This window comes from Dactylosporangium sp. CS-047395 (genome assembly GCF_050942185.1).
Classification (GTDB): Bacteria; Actinomycetota; Actinomycetes; order Mycobacteriales; family Micromonosporaceae; genus Dactylosporangium.
Genome location: NZ_CP192015.1, coordinates 1314640 through 1331294, shown reverse-complemented (window position 1 = coordinate 1331294; position 16655 = coordinate 1314640). Strand labels below are relative to the sequence as shown.

17 protein-coding genes are annotated in these 16655 nt (G+C 72.9%); 9 read left to right on the top strand and 8 right to left on the bottom strand.

From position 1 onward, the window contains the following. The first annotated feature begins 22 nt into the window (after positions 1 to 22). Positions 23 to 700, top strand: coding sequence for a hypothetical protein (locus ACQP00_RS06160; RefSeq protein ID WP_433215598.1), 678 nt, complete (start codon positions 23 to 25; stop codon positions 698 to 700). Here ACQP00_RS06160 and ACQP00_RS06155 read toward each other — a convergent pair. Both ACQP00_RS06155 and ACQP00_RS06150 read right to left on the bottom strand, forming a co-directional pair. Next, complete coding sequence (locus ACQP00_RS06155) at positions 697 to 1356, bottom strand: response regulator (RefSeq protein ID WP_433215595.1); 660 nt, start codon at positions 1354 to 1356, stop codon at positions 697 to 699. The two genes, ACQP00_RS06160 and ACQP00_RS06155, sit on opposite strands and share 4 nt — an antisense overlap. Continuing rightward, complete coding sequence (locus ACQP00_RS06150) at positions 1353 to 2159, bottom strand: sensor histidine kinase (RefSeq protein ID WP_433223727.1); 807 nt, start codon at positions 2157 to 2159, stop codon at positions 1353 to 1355. Before ACQP00_RS06150 ends, ACQP00_RS06155 begins: the two co-directional genes overlap by 4 nt. A 147-nt stretch (positions 2160 to 2306) precedes the next feature. Between ACQP00_RS06150 and ACQP00_RS06145 the strand changes: the two genes are divergently transcribed. Both ACQP00_RS06145 and ACQP00_RS06140 read left to right on the top strand, forming a co-directional pair. Next, a complete protein-coding gene (locus ACQP00_RS06145; RefSeq protein ID WP_433215592.1) occupies positions 2307 to 2969 on the top strand; it encodes an ABC transporter ATP-binding protein in 663 nt (220 codons plus the stop codon). Then, a complete protein-coding gene (locus tag ACQP00_RS06140) occupies positions 2966 to 5296 on the top strand; it encodes an FtsX-like permease family protein (RefSeq protein ID WP_433215589.1) in 2331 nt (776 codons plus the stop codon). Before ACQP00_RS06145 ends, ACQP00_RS06140 begins: the two co-directional genes overlap by 4 nt. Here the strand turns inward: ACQP00_RS06140 and surE are convergent. Next, positions 5246 to 6076: a 5'/3'-nucleotidase SurE gene (surE, locus tag ACQP00_RS06135; protein WP_433215586.1), complete on the bottom strand. Its 831-nt coding sequence runs from the start codon at positions 6074 to 6076 to the stop codon at positions 5246 to 5248. The genes ACQP00_RS06140 and surE overlap by 51 nt on opposite strands. A 25-nt stretch (positions 6077 to 6101) precedes the next feature. Here surE and ACQP00_RS06130 point away from each other — a divergent pair, with 25 nt between their 5' ends. Further along, the gene (locus ACQP00_RS06130; RefSeq protein WP_433215583.1) at positions 6102 to 6404 is read left to right on the top strand and encodes an MTH1187 family thiamine-binding protein; all 303 of its coding nucleotides are present in this window, start codon (positions 6102 to 6104) and stop codon (positions 6402 to 6404) included. 330 nt (positions 6405 to 6734) lie between these two features. Here the strand turns inward: ACQP00_RS06130 and ACQP00_RS06125 are convergent, their stop codons facing one another. After that, on the bottom strand, positions 6735 to 7250 hold the full coding sequence (locus tag ACQP00_RS06125) for a hypothetical protein (protein WP_433215580.1): 516 nt from the start codon (positions 7248 to 7250) through the stop codon (positions 6735 to 6737). A gap of 368 nt (positions 7251 to 7618) precedes the next feature. Here ACQP00_RS06125 and ACQP00_RS06120 point away from each other — a divergent pair, with 368 nt between their 5' ends. Next, complete coding sequence (locus ACQP00_RS06120) at positions 7619 to 8587, top strand: MucR family transcriptional regulator (protein WP_433215577.1); 969 nt, start codon at positions 7619 to 7621, stop codon at positions 8585 to 8587. A 327-nt stretch (positions 8588 to 8914) separates the two neighbouring features. Here the strand turns inward: ACQP00_RS06120 and ACQP00_RS06115 are convergent, their stop codons facing one another. Beyond that, on the bottom strand, positions 8915 to 9310 hold the full coding sequence (locus ACQP00_RS06115) for a cupin domain-containing protein (protein WP_433215575.1): 396 nt from the start codon (positions 9308 to 9310) through the stop codon (positions 8915 to 8917). A 49-nt stretch (positions 9311 to 9359) separates the two neighbouring features. Between ACQP00_RS06115 and ACQP00_RS06110 the strand changes: the two genes are divergently transcribed. Next, complete coding sequence (locus ACQP00_RS06110; RefSeq protein ID WP_433215572.1) at positions 9360 to 10151, top strand: alpha/beta hydrolase family protein; 792 nt, start codon at positions 9360 to 9362, stop codon at positions 10149 to 10151. 180 nt (positions 10152 to 10331) lie between these two features. Here the strand turns inward: ACQP00_RS06110 and ACQP00_RS06105 are convergent, their stop codons facing one another. Further along, positions 10332 to 12227 carry a helicase-associated domain-containing protein gene (locus ACQP00_RS06105; RefSeq protein WP_433215569.1) on the bottom strand — a complete coding sequence of 632 codons (1896 nt, stop codon included), beginning with the start codon at positions 12225 to 12227 and terminating at the stop codon, positions 10332 to 10334. Positions 12228 to 12804: 577 nt separating this feature from the next. Here ACQP00_RS06105 and ACQP00_RS06100 point away from each other — a divergent pair. Further along, positions 12805 to 13314 carry an LPXTG cell wall anchor domain-containing protein gene (locus ACQP00_RS06100; protein WP_433215566.1) on the top strand — a complete coding sequence of 170 codons (510 nt, stop codon included), beginning with the start codon at positions 12805 to 12807 and terminating at the stop codon, positions 13312 to 13314. Positions 13315 to 13589: 275 nt separating this feature from the next. On the opposite strand, the gene ACQP00_RS06095 is transcribed toward ACQP00_RS06100, so the two are convergent. Then, positions 13590 to 14150, bottom strand: a complete 561-nt coding sequence (locus tag ACQP00_RS06095) for a TetR/AcrR family transcriptional regulator (protein ID WP_433215563.1) — start codon at positions 14148 to 14150, stop codon at positions 13590 to 13592. Between the two features lie 105 nt (positions 14151 to 14255). Here ACQP00_RS06095 and ACQP00_RS06090 point away from each other — a divergent pair, with 105 nt between their 5' ends. Beyond that, positions 14256 to 14672 carry a tautomerase family protein gene (locus ACQP00_RS06090; RefSeq protein WP_433215560.1) on the top strand — a complete coding sequence of 139 codons (417 nt, stop codon included), beginning with the start codon at positions 14256 to 14258 and terminating at the stop codon, positions 14670 to 14672. Between the two features lie 97 nt (positions 14673 to 14769). Further along, the gene (locus tag ACQP00_RS06085; RefSeq protein ID WP_433223725.1) at positions 14770 to 15594 is read left to right on the top strand and encodes a DUF72 domain-containing protein; all 825 of its coding nucleotides are present in this window, start codon (positions 14770 to 14772) and stop codon (positions 15592 to 15594) included. Here ACQP00_RS06085 and ACQP00_RS06080 read toward each other — a convergent pair. Next, positions 15553 to 16632 (bottom strand): winged helix DNA-binding domain-containing protein, encoded by a 1080-nt coding sequence (locus ACQP00_RS06080; protein ID WP_433215557.1) that lies wholly within the window; start codon positions 16630 to 16632, stop codon positions 15553 to 15555. The two genes, ACQP00_RS06085 and ACQP00_RS06080, sit on opposite strands and share 42 nt — an antisense overlap. Between the last annotated feature and the right edge of the window lie 23 nt (positions 16633 to 16655).

Here is a 16655-nt window from a genome sequence, read left to right as displayed (position 1 = left end):
CCGGGGCGGCGACCCTGAACGTATGCGTGGGACCAAGTGGTGGTTCGTCGTGGTCGTCGGGGCCGCGACGGTGTTGGTGTTCGCGTGGCTCGGGCGGCTCGCCGGGGTCACGTCCGAGCTGTTGTGGACGGTCGGGGCGGCGTTCGCGGCGCTCACGTGGACGGTCGTGCTCGTGTCGGCGCCGTGGAACCTGTACTTCGGGGCGCGGCGGGTCGTGTTCGACGCCGCGGTGTCGCGGGAGCGCGGGATTCCGGTCAAGGAGGGGTACGAGGACGAGGCGAATCTGATCGCGCGGCGGATGTTGTGGTTCGCGGTCGGGGGGCACGTCGCGACGTCCGCCGTCGCCGCGGTGGCCGGGCTGGTGACCGGGAACGTCGCCGGGTACTACGTGGCCGGGTTCTTCCTGCTCACGACGTTGCTGCGGCCGGCCGGGGCGTACTTCGCGCATCATCGGCAGCGGATCGCCGTCATGAGCCGTGAGGTCACGCATCCGCGCGAGGACGTGGTGACGCTGCGGCGGGACGTGGCGGAGCTGCAGGAGCTCGCGAAGGCCACACAGCGGCAGGTCGACGCGCTGCAGACGACGATCGACGCGACCGCGCGGCGGCTGGAGGCGGCGGTCGACGGGATCAGCGACCACCAGGACCTGGTCAAGGGGCTGCGGGCGCTGACCCGGATGCTGCGCGCCGAGCAGGGTTAGGGGCTTGCGGGACGGACCAGGCCGGTTTCGTACGCGAGCACGACCGCCTGCGCGCGGTCGCGCAGTTCGAGCTTGGTGAAGATGCGGGCGACGTGGGTCTTCACGGTGGCCTCGCTGAGGGTCAGGGCCGCGGCCAGCTCCGCATTCGACAGGCCCTGGCCCATCAGGGTCAGCACCTCGAGCTCGCGCGGGGTGAGCGGGGTCAGGTCGCGGTGCAGGGGCGCGGGCGCGGACTCGGCGGCGAAGCGCTCGACCAGGCGGCGGGTGATCGACGGGGCGAGGAGGGCGTCGCCGGTGCCGACGAGGCGTACCGCGTTCGCCAGGTGCTCCGGGGTCACGTCCTTGAGCAGGAAGCCGCTCGCGCCGGCGGCCAGCGCGGCGTACACGTAGCGGTCCAGGTCGAACGTCGTCAGCATGATGACGCGGCAGTCGGGCAGCCGCGCGACGACCTGTCGCGTGGCGGCCAGGCCGTCGAGGTTGGGCATGCGGATGTCCATCAAGATGACGTCCGGGCGCAGGCGGGTCGCGGCGGCCACCGCCTCGACGCCGTCCGCGGCCTCGCCCACGACGTCGACGCCGCGCGCGTTGAGGATCATGCGGAAGCCGGTGCGCACCAGCGACTGGTCGTCGGCGATGAGGACCCGTGGGGAGTTCATGGCGCGTCCAGCGGGATGCGCGCACGGACGCGGAAGCCGCCGCCGAAGCGGCGGCGGGCGTCGAAGTCGCCGCCGTAGACGGTGACGCGCTGGCGCAGGCCGAGCAGGCCGCGTCCGGTGCCGGCGGGCGGGCGGGGGCGGTCCGGGCCGCCGCTGTCGAGGATCTCGATGCGCAGGGAGCGCTCCGTGTACCGCACCGACACCTCCGCGCGGGCCGCCTGCGCGTGCTTGAGGGCGTTGGTGAGGGCCTCCTGGATGATGCGGTACGCCGTGGTGTCGATCCCGGCCGGCAAGGGCTTCGGGTCGCCGCTGATGAACACGTCGACCGGCAGGCCGGCGAAGGCGATGCGGTCCACGAGGCGGCTCAGGCCGTCCAGGCCCGGCTGGGGCGCGAAGTCGTCGTCGGCCGCGTCCGCGCCGTCGGCGGCCGGGGCGAGCAGGCCCAGCAGGTGGCGCAGCTCCTTGAGGGCGTCGCGGCCGGCGCCCTCGACGGCGGCCAGGGCGGCGGCGACGTCGGGCGGGACCGCACTAGGCGACAGGGCCAGGACCTCGCGGGCGGCGCCGGCCTGGACGACCATCACGCTCACGTTGTGGCTGACGATGTCGTGCAGCTCGCGGGCGATGCGGGCGCGCTCGGCCGCGACGGCGCCGCTGGCCGCCTGCTGGCGTTCGCGTTCCAGCAGCCAGCCGCGCTCCCCCAGCGCCTGGTCGTGGCGACGTCGCGCGCGGGCGGCGGCGACGGCGAAGAACGCCGCCAGGCCGAGCGCGAGCAGCAACGCCGCGAGCAGGGCAGCGACGAGCACGGTCACCCTGGTCACGATGCCAGACCCGGGCGTCCGCGCGCATCGGGCCACGGAAGCAGCGGCGTACATCCGCAGGATGACCCCGGGTGGCGGGTTGCATCGGGGAGCGGACGCGGCGTGCGGTACCGGAGCCATAGTTTTTGGACCATGACGACGGTGGTGCGGCTGGACGGGGTGCGCAAGGAGTTCGGGGGGACCACGGCCCTCGACGGGGTGTCGCTGACGATCGAGGCCGGCGAGGCGGTCGCGGTCATGGGGCCTTCCGGCTGCGGAAAGTCGACGCTGCTGAACATGATCGCGGGGTTGGACCGGCCTACGGCGGGGCACATCGCGGTACACGATGAGGATCTTGGGCAGTTGAGTGAGACCGGTCTTGCGCTGTTCCGGCGGCGTCGGATCGGGATGGTGTTTCAGTTCTTCAATCTCATCGACGACCTTTCGGCGCTGGACAACGTCGCGCTCGCCGCGCAGCTGATGGGCATCCGCGCGCGGCAGGCCCGGCGGCGCGCCCTGGAGCTGTTCGACGAGCTCGGGATCGCCGATCGGCGCAACGCGTATCCGGCCGTGCTCAGCGGGGGCGAGCGGCAACGCGTGGCGGTCGCGCGGGCGCTGATGAACCGGCCGGCGCTGCTGCTGGCCGACGAGCCGACCGGGGCGCTCGACAGCCGGGCCGGTGAGCAGGTGATGGACCTGCTGCTGGACCTCAACCAGATCGGGCAGACGCTGCTGCTGGTGACCCACGACGCGGCGCTGGCCGAGCGCTGCGCGAGCCGCGTCGTCGAGCTGGCCGACGGGCGGGTGCGGGCATGAGCGCCGTGTGGCGGGCCGCGCGGGCGGCGATCCGGCGGCGCCGGCTGCAGACCGTGGTCATCGGGCTGGTGGTGCTGTTCTCGGCGGCCACGATCGTGGTCGCGCTGGGGTTGCTCGACGCGTCCGCGCGGCCGTTCGACCGGGCGTTCGCGCAGCAGCGGGGGGCGCATGTCATCGCGACGTACGACGCGCAGGACCCCGCGACGAGTGCCGCCGGCGTGGAGGCGGTCGCCGGGCCGTTCCCCGAGCTGGTCCTGGACGTGCCGGCCGACGGGGGGCCGGTGTGGGCGACCGGGCCACTGACCGTCGTCGGGCGGGCCGATCCGGGCGGGCCCGTGGACCGGCTCGACGTGTGGGTGGGGCGCTGGGCGACAGGTGCCGGCGAGATCGTGGTCAGCGCGGTGCCGCCGGCCGATCGCGCGGACGCGCAGTACTTCGGCGCCGACATGCTCGGCCGCACCGTCACCGCGCCCGGGCGACCGGCGCTGACGATCGTCGGCCTCGCGTACACCCTCGGCGACACCGCGGACGCGTGGGTCTCCCCCGCGACGATGCGCACCCTCGGCCCGACCGGCGCGCAGGTGCTCTACCGCTTCCGGCACGCCGCGGACCGGGCCGAGGTCGACGCCGCGATCGCCACGCTCCCGCGCGACGGGTTGGTCGCGACGCAGTCGTACCTGACGCGCAAGGACGCGGTCGCCGCCGGGCCGGGCACCATGCTGCCGTTCCTCGTCGTGTTCGGCGTGCTGGGCCTGGTCGTCGCCGTGCTGATCGTGGCCAACGTGGTGAGCGGCGCGGTGATTTCGGGCTTCCGGCACATCGGCGTGCTGAAGGCGATCGGGTTCACGCCGCGCCAGGTGGTCTTCGTCTATCTCGTCATGGTGTCGGTACCGGCCGTCGCCGGCGCCCTCGCCGGCACCGCGCTCGGCACGCTCGCCGCGCGCCCGTTGCTCGCCAACGCGTTCCAGGGCCTCGGCTTCGGCGCGCGGGTCGACACGGGGCTGTGGGTGCCGCTGACGGGCGTCGTCGGCGTGCCGCTGCTGGTCGCCGTCACCGCGCTCCTGCCCGCCCTCCGCGCGCATCGTCTCTCGGCCGCGGAGGCGATCAGCGCCGGCTCGGCCCCGCGGGCCGGGCGGGGGCTGCGGGTGCAGCGGGCGCTGTCCGGCACCCGGCTCCCGCGCGCGGTGAGCCTCGGCCTCGGCCTGCCGTTCGCCCGCCCCGGCCGCACCGGGCTGACCCTCGCGGCACTGCTGCTCGGCGTCGTCACCGTCACGTTCGCCGGCGGCCTGGCCACGTCGGTGATCCGCTACGGCGCGGCGGTGGACCGCGCGGACGCGGTCCAGGTGCAGGTCCGGCCGAACAACCCGGAGTTCGGCGGCGCCGCGTCCGCGCGGACCGACCCGGAGGTGGAGTCGCTGCTGCGCGGCCTGCCCGGCACCGTGTACGTCACCGCCAACCTCGACCTCGAGCTCGCCGTGGCCGGGCACAGCACCCCGATCGGCGTGGATTTCCTGCGCGGCGACGCGACGACGATCGGCTACCGCGAGGAGCTCACCGAGGGCCGCTGGATGGCCGCCCCCGACGAGGTCGTCGCGTCGTCCAAGGGCCTGCACGACCTCGGCCTGCGCGTCGGCGACCGGATCCGCCTCACGTACGACGGGCGCGACGTCCCCGTCACCATCGTCGGCCGCACCCTGGACGGCGGGGTCGGCGGCGGCGCGATGTTCGCCGACTGGTCCGTGTTCACCGCCCTGGCGCCGCAGTACCGCCTGGTCAACCACGAGGTCATGTACTACGTCCGGATCACCCCGGGCACGAGCGTGGAGTCGTACCTCGCGTCCGTGCGCGCGGCCGACCCGAGCCTCAACGCGTGGTCGGCCGTCACGGGCCTCGGCAACTCCTACACCGTCTCGGTGGTCACCGTGTCGGTCGTGTTCTCCCTGATGATCGGCACCGTGGCCGCGCTCGCCGTGTTCAACACGGTGCTGCTCAACGTCCGCGAACGCCGCCGCGACCTCGGCATGCTCAAGTCCATCGGCATGACGCCGCGCCAGGTGGTGGCCATGATGGTGACGTCGATGGCCGCCCTGGGCCTGGCCGGCGGCGTGGTCGGCATCCCGCTGGGCATGGCCGCGCACCGGCTGATCCTGCCGCTGGTGGGCCGCGCGGCGAAGGTCGACCTCCCGGCGACGCTCTACCACGTCTGGGACCCGGGGGCGCTGGCGCTGATGGCGCTGGCCGGGGTGGGGATCGCGGTGCTGGGGGCGCTGCTGCCCTCACGCGCGGCCGCGCGCCTCCCCATCGCCGAGGTCCTCCACAACGAGTAGCGCCTCCATCAGGCCGGGGTCCTCGGCCGGCGGGCGCAGCGCCGTAACTGTCGCGTAGCCTTCGGTCAGCAGCGCCAGATCGGACCCCGGCGGCGGCGAATCCTCCCCCACCTCGACCGTGATCCGCGCGAAGTCCCGCGCCGCCTCCGTCACCGCCATGCGCACCTGGCCGAACGGGGCCGGAGCCGCCCGCCGCACGCCGCGGATCGCCTCCCGGGGCCGATCCGGCACGTTCAGGTTGAGCACGGTTCGAGGAGGAGCCTCCAAAAGCCAAGGCAGCAGTTGTACCGCCAATGCTCCCGCCACATCCCAATGCAGAACCTCGCCGTCGCGCTGCCGGAAGGCCTCCTGCACGGTAGCGGCGCCCGGCAGGGAGGTGAGCACGTCGAGCGAGACGGCCAGCGCGCGGAGGCCCTCGTTGGCGGCGGTGAGGGCGGCGCCGACGGTGCCGGAATGCAGGATCGCATGCCCCGCGTTGGCGCCCCGGTTGATGCCGGACAGCAGCAGGTCCGGCGGCTCCCCGAAGACACCCAGCGCGGCCAGCACCGCAATGTACGCGGGCGACGCCGCGACCGAGTACGCCTCGATGCCGTCCAGCTCCACCGCGTCGAGCAGCAGCCGCCCGTTGTCGGTGACCGCGGTGAGCGCGGCCCCGGTCCCGCTGGCCTCCCGGTGCGGAGCGGCCACGAGCACCTGATGCCCGGCCCCGGCCGCCGCCTTCGCCAGCGCGAGCAGCCCCGGCGCCTCGATCCCGTCGTCGTTGGTGATCAGCAGTCGCACGATTGCACAGGCTAGCGTCGCAGGCATGTCAGTGCTTGTCGCGTTCAGTGTGACGCCACTCGGCGTCGGCGAAGATGTGGGTGCGTTGGTGGCCGAGGCGGTGCGCGTCGTGCGCGCGTCGGGGCTGCCCAACCGTACCGAGGCGATGTTCACCACCGTCGAGGGCTCGACGTGGGACGAGGTTATGGGCGTGGTCCAGGCCGCTGTGGCAGCGGTCAAGGCCAAGGCGCCCCGCACCAGCACCGTCATCAAGGTCGACTGGCGCGACGGCCCGACCGGGCGGCTGGACGCGAAGATCGCCACGGTCGAGCGGCACCTGGCGGAGTAGCCGCCTCTGGGCGCGCCGGTGGCTCGTTCGTCCGCGCACCTGGAGCCTCGCGCTCCCGCGCGCGTCAGGCGAGGCGATCGGCGCGCTCCCGCGCGTTGGCGGTGCTTTGGCGGTGCTTTGGCGTTCGTCCGAGGCGCTGCCAGCGGCCGTGGCGCGTTTCCACGTGTGTTAGCCGGCCCCGGTGCGCGTCCGAGCGCGAGAGCCATGCCGCGGCGTGCGTCCGAGCGGGTCCGTCGAGCCCAGCGCGTTTCGTGTGCGTTGAGCGAACGTCGTGCGAGTCCGCGCGTCTCAGGTCGGGGCGCGGGCGCGGCGCGGCTCGGCTCCGGGTCGTCAGGCGAGGTCGTCGAGGAAGTTCAGGGCGGCGCGGGCATTCTCGTGGCGCCAGGCGGCCAGGATCGCCTCGAAGCCCTGCGCGTCCGCGCGACGGCGGGCCAGGGCCGGCTCCAGCGGGGCGATCACCGCGCGCTGCGCCGCGACGAGATGGTCCAGGGCGCGGGCGCGGCGGGTCAGCAGGGCCAGCTTGACCAGGAACTCCGAGCGCAGGTCGCGCACGTGGCCGACCGGCCGGTCCAGCCACTCCGCCACCGCGTCCGCGCCCGCGGCGGTGGCGCCGAGGATCGAGCGCTGCGGGCCGCGGTCGCCGGCTTCGGTGCCCGCCACGTGCACCAGACCGGCGGTGGTGAGACGGTCGGCGGCGCGGTACACGATGGGCCTCGGCACGTGCCACACCCGCCCGATCGCGCCGTCCTCGGCGGTCAGCGCCGCGACCGCGAAGCCGTGGGCCGGCTCCTCGTCGAGCAGGGTGAGCACGATCCACTCGGGCAGCGAGAGCGTCGGCGTGGACACGGAGGGGAGCCTAAACCCGCCCGGACGGGTAGTCTCACTGTGACTACCGGCCTGCGGTCTTCACCCCAGCGCCGGAACGTCGAACGAACGGCGTGCGGAGTCCACCGCACGCAACGGCCCGGCGTGTGGCGTGCGGCGCTCACCGCACGCCGACGGCCCCCAGCGAACGGCGTGCGGCGTCCACCGCACGCAACGGCCCCGGCGAGCGGCGCTCACCGCACGCCGACGGCCCCCAGCGAACGGCGTGCGGCGTCCACCGCACGCGACGGCCCCGGCGTGCGGCTTCCACCGCGCGCGACGGGCTCGGCGTGCGGCGTGCGGCGCTCACCGCACGCAGCGGCCTCGGCGAACGGCGTGGGAGGTGCGACGTGCTCGGACGGCTGGCGGACGGGACGCCGTACCACGCCCCGATCGGCGAACTCCCCGTTGACGGCGATCGGGTGTGCTGCCACCTGTGCGGGCGGTGGTTCCTGTCGGTGGCGTCGCACTTGCGGTACCACGGCTGGACGAAGGCCGACTATCTCAGCGCGTTCGGGCTGGAGCTGGGCAATCCGCTCACCGGGCCGGCGACCAGGAAGCGGCGCTCCTCCGCCTTCGGGGCGCGGCACAACGAACCGGCGATCCGCCTCGCCCGGGTCGCCGCGCGGGAGCGGGCCGGCAGTGGAGCGCTGACCGCCGCGGCCGCGCGGGCCGCCACCGGGCGTCCGCACCCGGCCGAGCGGCGGGCCAAGACCCTCGCGGCGCTGGCCGAGGTCGACCCGGCCGCCCGCGCGGAAGCGAACCGGCGGCGCGGCGAGCGGCACCGCGCGCGGGTGGCGGGCGACGTCGCGGCGCGGTTCGGGTTCGCGTCGTTCGAGGACTACGTCGCGGCCCGGGTGCGCGACGGGCTCAGCATGGCCGCGATCAGCCGCGAGGCCGGCCTCCACAAGGACTGGGTCCACCGGTACGCCCCGTCACCCGCCAAACCCCCGCCCGGCGAATCGCGGCTGGCGCCCGTCGCGCGGAACCTCGGGTACAAGAGCGTGCTTGCGTTTCTCAGGGGCGAGCACGTCGACCGGCACCGCAGCGTGGCCGCCATCGCCCTGGCCGCGGGCGTGTCGCGCTGGACGGTGCTGGCCGCGCTGCGCCACCACGGGATCGAGCCCGTCGCGCACGCGAGCAAGCGCCACGACGCCCAGGACCGCGCCCGCCGCGCAGCCGAGCGGCTGGGGTTCGGCTCGATCGCCGAGTACGTCGCGGCCCGGCGCGCGGACGGCATCCCGTGGCACGCCATGGCTGCCGAGACGGGCATCGCCGCCACGAGCCTGCGGCGCCTGCCGACCGAATGCGCGTCGTAGCAACAAGCCCGCGCCGCCCGCCCGGTGCACGGCGCGTCGTAGAGGACGAACCCGCGCCATCCGCCCGCTGCGGGGCGCGTTGCAGCGGTGGAGCACGCGTCGTAGCAACAAGCCCGCGCCGTCCGCCCGGTGAAGCACGCGTCATGGCAATAAGCCCGCGGCCGCCCGGCGGTGCAGCGCGCGTCGTAGCCGACGAAGCCGCGCCACCCGCCTGGTCCAGGGCGCGTCGTAGCGGTGGAGCACGCGTCGTCGCGGCGCCTGCGTTGAAGCACGCGTCGTGGTGATGAACCTGCACCGTGGGCCGGCGGACGGCGCGTCGTGTGCGGGTCAGGCCAGGTCGTGGCCGGCGGTGCTGTCGACGTGGGCGGGGATCTCGCCGGCGGCGGCGTCGCCGGTGGTCAGGGTGCCGGTTGGTTCGAACATGAGGATGGAGCCGCCCGGGGAGGAGGGTTTGTGTTCGGTGCCGCGTGGTACGACCCACGTGTCGCCCGGGTGCAGGACGACGGTGTGCTCGTGGCCGTCCGGCTCGCGGATGGCGATGTCGAAGCGGCCGTCCAGGACGAGGAAGAACTCGTCGGTGTCGGCGTGGGTGTGCCAGACGTGCTCGCCCTTGGTGTGGGCTACCCGCACGTCGTAGTCGTTCATGCGCGCGACGATCCGCGGGCTGTACACCTCGGTGAACGACTGCAGTGCCTCGGTCAGGTTCACGGGTTTCGCGGTCATGTCCCGATTGTCCGCTCGGGGGCGCGATCCCGCCTTGTACAAAAGACACATGGACGACCGCTGGCAAAACGATCCGGACCCGAACGACCACCCGCGCGCCCGCACGCCGGAGGTGCGGTTCGACAGCGGCGGCGTACCGCTGCTGGGGGTTCTGCACGTTCCGGCCGGACCGGGGCCGCATCCGGTCGTCGTCCTGCTGCACGGCTTCCCCGGCAACGAGCGCAACTTCGATCTCGCGCAGGCGCTGCGCCGGGCCGGTTACGCGGCGCTGGTGTTCCACTACCGCGGGTCGTGGGGCGTCGGCGGCGACTATTCGTGGTCGAACGTTCTCGCCGACGCCGCCCGCGCGGTCGCGGTCGCGCCGGGGCTCGACCCGTCGCTCGACCCCGCGCGTGTGGCGGTCGTCGGGCACAGCATCGGCGGATTCGCGGCCCTGCACACCGCGGCGCGCGACGCGTCGGTGCGCGCGGTCGCGGCCCTCGCCGCATACGACCTCGGCGCCGTTTCCCAAGCCTCCCAAGGTGTACTCGACGAAGCCCGCACCATGTTCGCCGGCGACCCGCTGCCGTTGCGCGGCACCAGCGGCGATGCACTGTACGAGGAGATGCGCACCCACGGCGCGGCGTGGCAGCTGAAGAACCTGGCCCCACGCCTCGCGGGCCGCCCCGTCCTGCTCGTCGCGGCCGCGCACGACACCGTCGCGTGGCCGGAGCTGCACTACGACCCGCTGGCGGCCGCCGTCGACGCCGAGGCGGCGACGCTACCGGCCGACCACGTCTTCTCCGACCACCGCGTCGCCCTCACCCGCGCCGTCATCCAGTTCCTCGACCGCACGCTGTAACGCCCGGCCGCGGACAAGTGGCACGCGGGCCGCTCAAAACGAGCACCGCACGACGCAACGCGCGGTCGCGCACCCCGCGCACCCCGCGCACGCCGCGTGCGGTGGCGCACGGTCGCGCGCGGGTGACGCACGGGCCGTTCGAACGCGGTGGTGGCGGCCGGCGGCGTCGAGCCGGTGGCGCTATTCGTCGCTGTCGTCCGGCTCCTCGACCGCACGCTGTAGCGCCCGGTGCCGCGCCGGCCGTTCGAACGCGATGGTGCCGTCCGGGTTTTCGCCGGCGGGCGCGTACCCGGCGGCCCGTAGCGCGGCAAGCGTCTCGGCGGGGCTCAGGGCACTGGACAGCACTGTCGGGGCGAGTTCGGTCAGCTCCAGCCGGGCCAGGCTGCGCACCCGGCGGATCTCGCCCAGCAGCGCGACGTCCTCGCTGCGCAGGACCGAGCCGACCGTGCGGACGCGCACGACGCCGTGTTTGCGGCCGAGGTCGGCCACCATGTACTCCAGCGGCTGCGGCACCCGCCCGCCGGCCGCGGCCGCGCGGATGTGGGCGAGCAGTTCGTCGGCGGTGGAGCCGGCGTCGAAGGCGCGGCGCACCGAGGACTCGGTGAAGCGCCAGGTCGAGCCGCCCCCGCGCGACTCGCGGTCGGCTGCAAGGTCGAGCAGGGCGCTGAGGGAGGCGGACGGCGTACCGGTGGCGATGGCGGTTAGATCGCTTTGTAGGAGTACCGAATCCTGGGCTGGGGGTAAAAACTCGCGCAGGGTGGCCTCGAGCTTGGCGTGGTCGCCGGTGGCCAGGGCGTGGCACAGGGACGTGGGGGCGAAGAGCGCGCCGACGCCCATGAGTTCGTACTCGCGCCACAGGGCCCGGGTCATGGGCGCGGCCTCCGCGGCGTCGCCGGCCACGAGCGGGCGCAGGTACGCGAGCATCGCGGTGAGCCCCTCCAGCCCGGCCGCGCCGCGCCCGCCGCGTAACGACGCGAGGACGGCGGCGAGCGTCACCCGCAGCGTCGCGCTGTTCTCGTCGTGTTCGCTGCCGACGAGCGCCGGGCGGCCGTCGAGCAGCAGCGGCGCGGCCGGCATCCGGAACCAGCCGTCGAGCAGGCGGCCGAACTGCTCGGCCGGGTCGAGCTTGAGCCAGTCGTCGAACTCGGCCGACGGCGCGACGCGGTCCCCGGTGATGCCGATGAGCCCGTTCATCCCGGCCACCGTCAGCCAGAATCGCACGCCCTCCTCGTCCGATTCGATGAGACGAGCCAGCTTTCGTACCTCCCGGAGCCCGATCCCGCCCGCCTTGAGAATCGGCACCGGCGTACGGCCGCACTCCTCCAGCAGCGTGACGACCGACGCCAGCGCCGCCCGCGCGGCGCCCGCGCCCGCGCGGTCGATGGACGCGGTCCCGATCGTGATCGACGGCGGGGCAGGTGGGGCGGTGTCGAACGGGGCCCGGAAGTCCGGACGTAGCGCCGCGCCGACCTCACTGGGCATGGCGACGGCGTTGCCGTAGTACCCGTTGAAAACGAGCAGCCCGCGGTGCACGGCCCAGCGCAACGGAGTGCCGCGGCGGCTGGTACGCAGCGCGAGCAGGTCCTGCGGGTCGGAGTAGAACGGCTCGCCGACGGCCAGGCGCAGCAGGATGTCCTGCGCGGCCGCGGGGGCCTGGCGGAACTGCTCGCGCACCCGGTCGGGGTCGGCGAGCACAGCCCCGATCTCGCGCACGAGGCGCTGGTGGTCGCGGCCGACGGGCGCCCCTAGCTCATACGCGACGCGCTGCAGGAGCTCCAGCGGGAGGTACGTCATCTCGTGCTCGGCCGCGCGCCCGAACCCGTAGCTGTTGGCCAGGACCTGATGCAGCTGTACGGTGCGGATCCACTCCGGCTCCCGCTCGTCCGGCCAGGCCAGGCCGGCGGCGTGCAGCGCACCGAGCGCGGCGACGAGGGCGGGGTCGTCCGCGGCGACGCCGAGCGCCCGCGCCAGGTCCCGCTGCCGCGTGCCCTCCGCGCGCAGGGACAGCACCTCGGCGACCTGTAACTGCGGCAGCGTGAGCAGCGACGCGAGCTGAAGGATCTGCGCCGTCTCCACCGGCGCGATCCTATTCCGACAAGCGTTCGGTTCAGAACCAGCCGACCCGGCGATCACTGCAAGTAATCGCAATGTGCACGCAGCGACAATTCTGCGTCATTGTGTCAACAATTAATAAACTCCGATGCCTTGACGATTCCGAGGGCCCGGGAAGGGCCGCGCTGGCATCGATGGCCGTGGGCCGTCGGGCGCGAGCTTGCGCACGTCATGGGCCCACATGGGCCGAACCGCCACGGTGCGCTCGGGCTTATGGTGTAACGGATTCACCGCATCGGGTGATTAAGAACAGCATAGATCTCCATTATTTTTTCGGATGATCCGGACATACCTGGATCAGTTGCAAATTTCCATGCGCTTCTGACTGTCGCCCAGGTGGCCATCCGCTCTATGTTGTGTCGTCGCTAAGTTCCACCCCGTAGGAGACGACGTGAAAAACACGCTGTTCAGGAGGGTGGCTGTCGGCAGTTTCGCCGCAGCCGCCGCCGTCGGCCTATCGACCCTCTTCGTTACGCCCGCGAGCGCGCACAGTGCAGGGCCCGCCGGCAAGGCGAGTTGTGACGACAACGGCACTTACACGGTGACCTGGACGGTCCACAACGACTACGGCAAGCCGGTCAACCTGACCAACATCAAGATCCTGCCGACCGGGGAGACCCACGGCAACATCACGCTGCAGGCGAACGGCACCGACACGTTCACCACCACGTACAAGGGTGACACCAAGAACAACCTGGTGCTGAGCGTCGACGGCCTCTGGCAGGACGGGCCGAACAAGGTGTGGCCCTCTAACGGTCACCCGGCCAACTTCAAGAGCAACCCGGTCAACCTGCCCGGCAACTGCGGGCCGAAGACCACCCCGTCGCCGACGCCCTCGAAGTCGCCGTCGAAGTCCCCGAGCCCGACGCCCGAGGCGTCCCGCTCGGTGCCGCCGGCCACGCCGTCGGGCTCGCCGACCCCGGGTCTGCCGGTGACCGGCTCGAACACCACCCTGCCGATGGTCGGCACGGGCGCGGCCCTCGTCGCGGGTGGCGCGGCGCTGGTCTTCACGCTCCGCCGCCGTCGCCGGGTGCAGTTCACCGCCGAGTAAGACGGTTCGTCCAGGGGCGCCCGCCGGTTTCGCCGGCGGGCGCCTTTGCTTGTGCGGCAACGGTTTCCCCGACCAGCGCGCAGTGGTGTCCAGCCGGCAGGCGCCTCCGCCCGCGCGACAACCGGCGACGCGCTTCGGCTTGCGCGAGAGCCCGGGCGGCGCGCTTCGGCTTGCGATAGAGCCGGCACGGTCTCGCCGCGCGGTCGCGCGGGTTGCACAGTCGCGCGGTCGCACGGTCGCGCGGGTTACACAGTCGCGCGGTCGCGCGGTCGCGCTCAGCCGGTGGGCGCTTTCGCCTGTGCCAGAAGGGTTTCGCCCACCAGCTCCAGCGGTTCGAGGCTCTGCTCCGCCCGGCACATCACGACCGCGCCCTCGGTGGCCGCGATCACCGACGCCGCGAAACGCGCCGCCCGTGCCGGTTCGAACCCCGCTTGTACGTACAGTTCCCCGAGCCGCACTCGCCACGCCCGGAAGATGCCGGCGGCGCGCTGCAGCAACTCCGGCGAGTCGGCCGCCACGGTCACGGCGAGCACCGCACATCCGGCCGCGAACCCGGAGCGCTCGAGCACGGAGCGCCAGGCCTGCATGACGTACAACGTGATGTCCTCGGCACTTTCTCCGCGCTGTTGCGCAAGCCCCTCCAGCATCCGCTCCGCCACCAAGTCGAGCGCGGCGTCGACGAGCTGGTCCTTGCCCTCGGGGAAGTGGTGGTAGATCGAGCCCCGGGGCGCGCCGGTGGCCTTGAGCACCTCCGAGAACGACGTCGCCTGCAACCCCTGCTTGGCCAGCAGGAGGGCGGCGCCCTCGACCATGTTGCCGCGCACTTCGCCCGCCACCGGTTGCCTCACTCCCGTACCTCTGCACTACTTGACTATGCCGATCGTCATAATCTAGCGTCTATGACAGTCATCATAATGCCCCGTACAAGGGAGTGCTGCACCATGCCCATGATCGACGTGTACGCCGCTGACGATCTCTTCCCCGCCGGCTCCGAACGCGAGCTGGCCGCCCGGCTGACCACGGCCCTGCTGCACGCCGAGGGCGTCGACTCCCCCGGCCCGGCGCACACCCACAACACCGGCGCCTACCTGCACCGGATGTCACCGTCCACTGTGCACACCGCAGCCACCGACGCCGCGCGCACCGTTCGGGTGCAGGTCGTGACGCCGCCCGGCGTCCTGTCGCGCGACGGCCAGCGGGAACTGGTGGCGGAGGCGACGCGCATCGTCGCCGAGGTCTGCGGCGATCCCACGCAGGCGCAGCGCACCTGGGTACTGCTGACCGAGGCGGCCGAGGGCGGCTGGGGCATCGCGGGAACGGCGTACGGGCGCGCCGAGTTCGCATCGCTGCTGCGGTGATATATCCGGATTTATAGGCCGACGCGGTATAGATGCGCCATGGGTACAGTAGTCGACCATGGACGAGACCCGGCCCACGCTGCACGTCGGCTGCGCCATGTGGAGCCTGAAGGCGTGGCAGGGCCGGTTCGTCGAGCACCCGCTGCCGGCGGGTGAGCGGCTGCGCGCGTACGCGGGGTGGTGCAACGCGGTCGAGGGCAACACCACGTTCTACGCGACGCCGACGGTGGAAACCGTGCGCGGCTGGGCCGAGCAGACGTCGCCCGACTTCCGGATGGTCCTCAAACTGCCCAAGCCGGTGACGCACGAGTTCCGCCTCTCGCCGCGCGCGGACGCGGAGTTGCACGCCTTCCTCGCGGCGATCGAACCGCTGGGGGCGCGGGTGCACGCATTGTGGGTACAACTGCCGGGGTCTTTTGGGCCCGAAGAAGTCCCGCATCTCGCCGCGTTTCTGCGCCGTCTGCCGGCCGATTATCGCAGCGCCGTCGAGGTGCGCCATCCCGCGTTCTTCGCCGGCGACGCGGGGCTTCTGGAGGACGTGCTGTCGGCGGCCGGGGCGGAATGGGTGCCGTTCGACACCACGGCATTCTTCGCCGCGCCGCCGACGAGCGAGGCCGAACGCGACGCTTGGACGAAGAAACCACGCCTGCCTCGACGGACCAAGGCGCTGACGGCGCGGCCGATCGTGCGGTACCTCGGCCGCGACGATGCACATTTGACGATCGACGGCTGGCAGGGATGGGTCCGCCAGGCCGCGCAATGGCTGCGCGAGGGCCGTTCCCCGACATTCTTCATCCACACCCCGGACAACGCCGACGCACCGGCGCTGGCCCGCGACTTCCACACCGCCGTGCGCGCGCTGGTCCCGGAATTGCCGCCGCTACCCGAGCCGAATCCGGTCGGTCCCCTGACCCTGTTCTAACTGCAGAAAATCCGCCAGTTGTACGGCCTGTTCGTACACCGCCGCCGCATCCCGCAACGGCCGGAACGGCGTGATGTCGAGCCTTCCGCCCTCGACCGCCCAGGTGCCGGCGACGAACCCGTCCTCGAGAAAGGTCGGCTTCACCACGGAGTACCCGGGCGTGATTTCGGCCCGGTCCGCCGCATTGACGATGATGCGCGCGCGATCCTCGTGGCTGAGCACGAGATTGTCGAACTCGGGCACGAACCGCACCGGCACCGGCTCGTCCCCGTCGGCGATGCCGAGTTCGGGCAGGTCGAACAGTTCCCGCCCGCTGTCGTCGACGTACACGCGCAGTTCGCCGCGCATGCCCTCGATCTCCTCGCGCATCTTGCGCAGCCCGGACCAGACCTGAAAATCCTGAATCGTGGCCGGCCCGCAGCCAACGAGGTACCGCCGGAACAGCTCCCGCACGTCCCCGTCCGCGCGCAACGGCGCCCCGATCCACTCCTCCGCGAGCGCGCAGTGCACGTGCCCGCGCCGCCGCCAGGTCCCGGTCGGCGGCGGATGAATGATGGCCAGCTGATGTTGTGCGGCCCAGGCGAGCGGGATGCCCTGCCGCCCGGGGAACCGTTCCCCGAGCGCCTTCGCGAGCTGCGGCCGGGTCAGCGTCCGCCCAGCCATGATCTCCCGCGCCGCCCGCACGATCTCGGCGAGCTCCAGCCCCTCGATCTGCTGGCGGAACGGCGAGAGCCCGGCGTTGCCCCGGCGGCCGGCGAGCAGCGGCCGCAACCAGAGATAATCGGTGCCGGCGGTGATGTGCTGGGTTCCCCGCAGCAGGCCGCCGCGCACGACGACCCGGTCCCGCAGCGCGGCCGAAAGCCCGTCGTGCGCGAACTCCGGCAGGCGCAGCCACATGCTGACGTACGGCGCGTCGACCTCCTGGGCCTGCACCGCCACGAGATGCCGCACGACGGCCTCGACGTCACGCGGCCCGCCGCCGAGGAGCAGCTGCCGCCGCAGGTAGGTCCGGTTGAGCGCTCGCAATGAAATCCGCACGGTGGTGACGCTACGGCCGATTG

Excerpts from the sequence above, each read along its gene's own strand:
- ACQP00_RS06160 (WP_433215598.1), top strand. The coding sequence starts at position 23 with ATGCGTGGGACCAAGTGGTGGTTCGTCGTGGTCGTCGGGGCCGCGACG.
- ACQP00_RS06155 (WP_433215595.1), bottom strand. The coding sequence starts at position 1,356 with ATGAACTCCCCACGGGTCCTCATCGCCGACGACCAGTCGCTGGTGCGC.
- ACQP00_RS06145 (WP_433215592.1), top strand. The coding sequence starts at position 2,307 with ATGACGACGGTGGTGCGGCTGGACGGGGTGCGCAAGGAGTTCGGGGGG.
- ACQP00_RS06140 (WP_433215589.1), top strand. The coding sequence starts at position 2,966 with ATGAGCGCCGTGTGGCGGGCCGCGCGGGCGGCGATCCGGCGGCGCCGG.
- ACQP00_RS06130 (WP_433215583.1), top strand. The coding sequence starts at position 6,102 with ATGTCAGTGCTTGTCGCGTTCAGTGTGACGCCACTCGGCGTCGGCGAA.
- ACQP00_RS06115 (WP_433215575.1), bottom strand. The coding sequence starts at position 9,310 with ATGACCGCGAAACCCGTGAACCTGACCGAGGCACTGCAGTCGTTCACC.
- ACQP00_RS06110 (WP_433215572.1), top strand. The coding sequence starts at position 9,360 with ATGGACGACCGCTGGCAAAACGATCCGGACCCGAACGACCACCCGCGC.
- ACQP00_RS06090 (WP_433215560.1), top strand. The coding sequence starts at position 14,256 with ATGCCCATGATCGACGTGTACGCCGCTGACGATCTCTTCCCCGCCGGC.
- ACQP00_RS06085 (WP_433223725.1), top strand. The coding sequence starts at position 14,770 with ATGTGGAGCCTGAAGGCGTGGCAGGGCCGGTTCGTCGAGCACCCGCTG.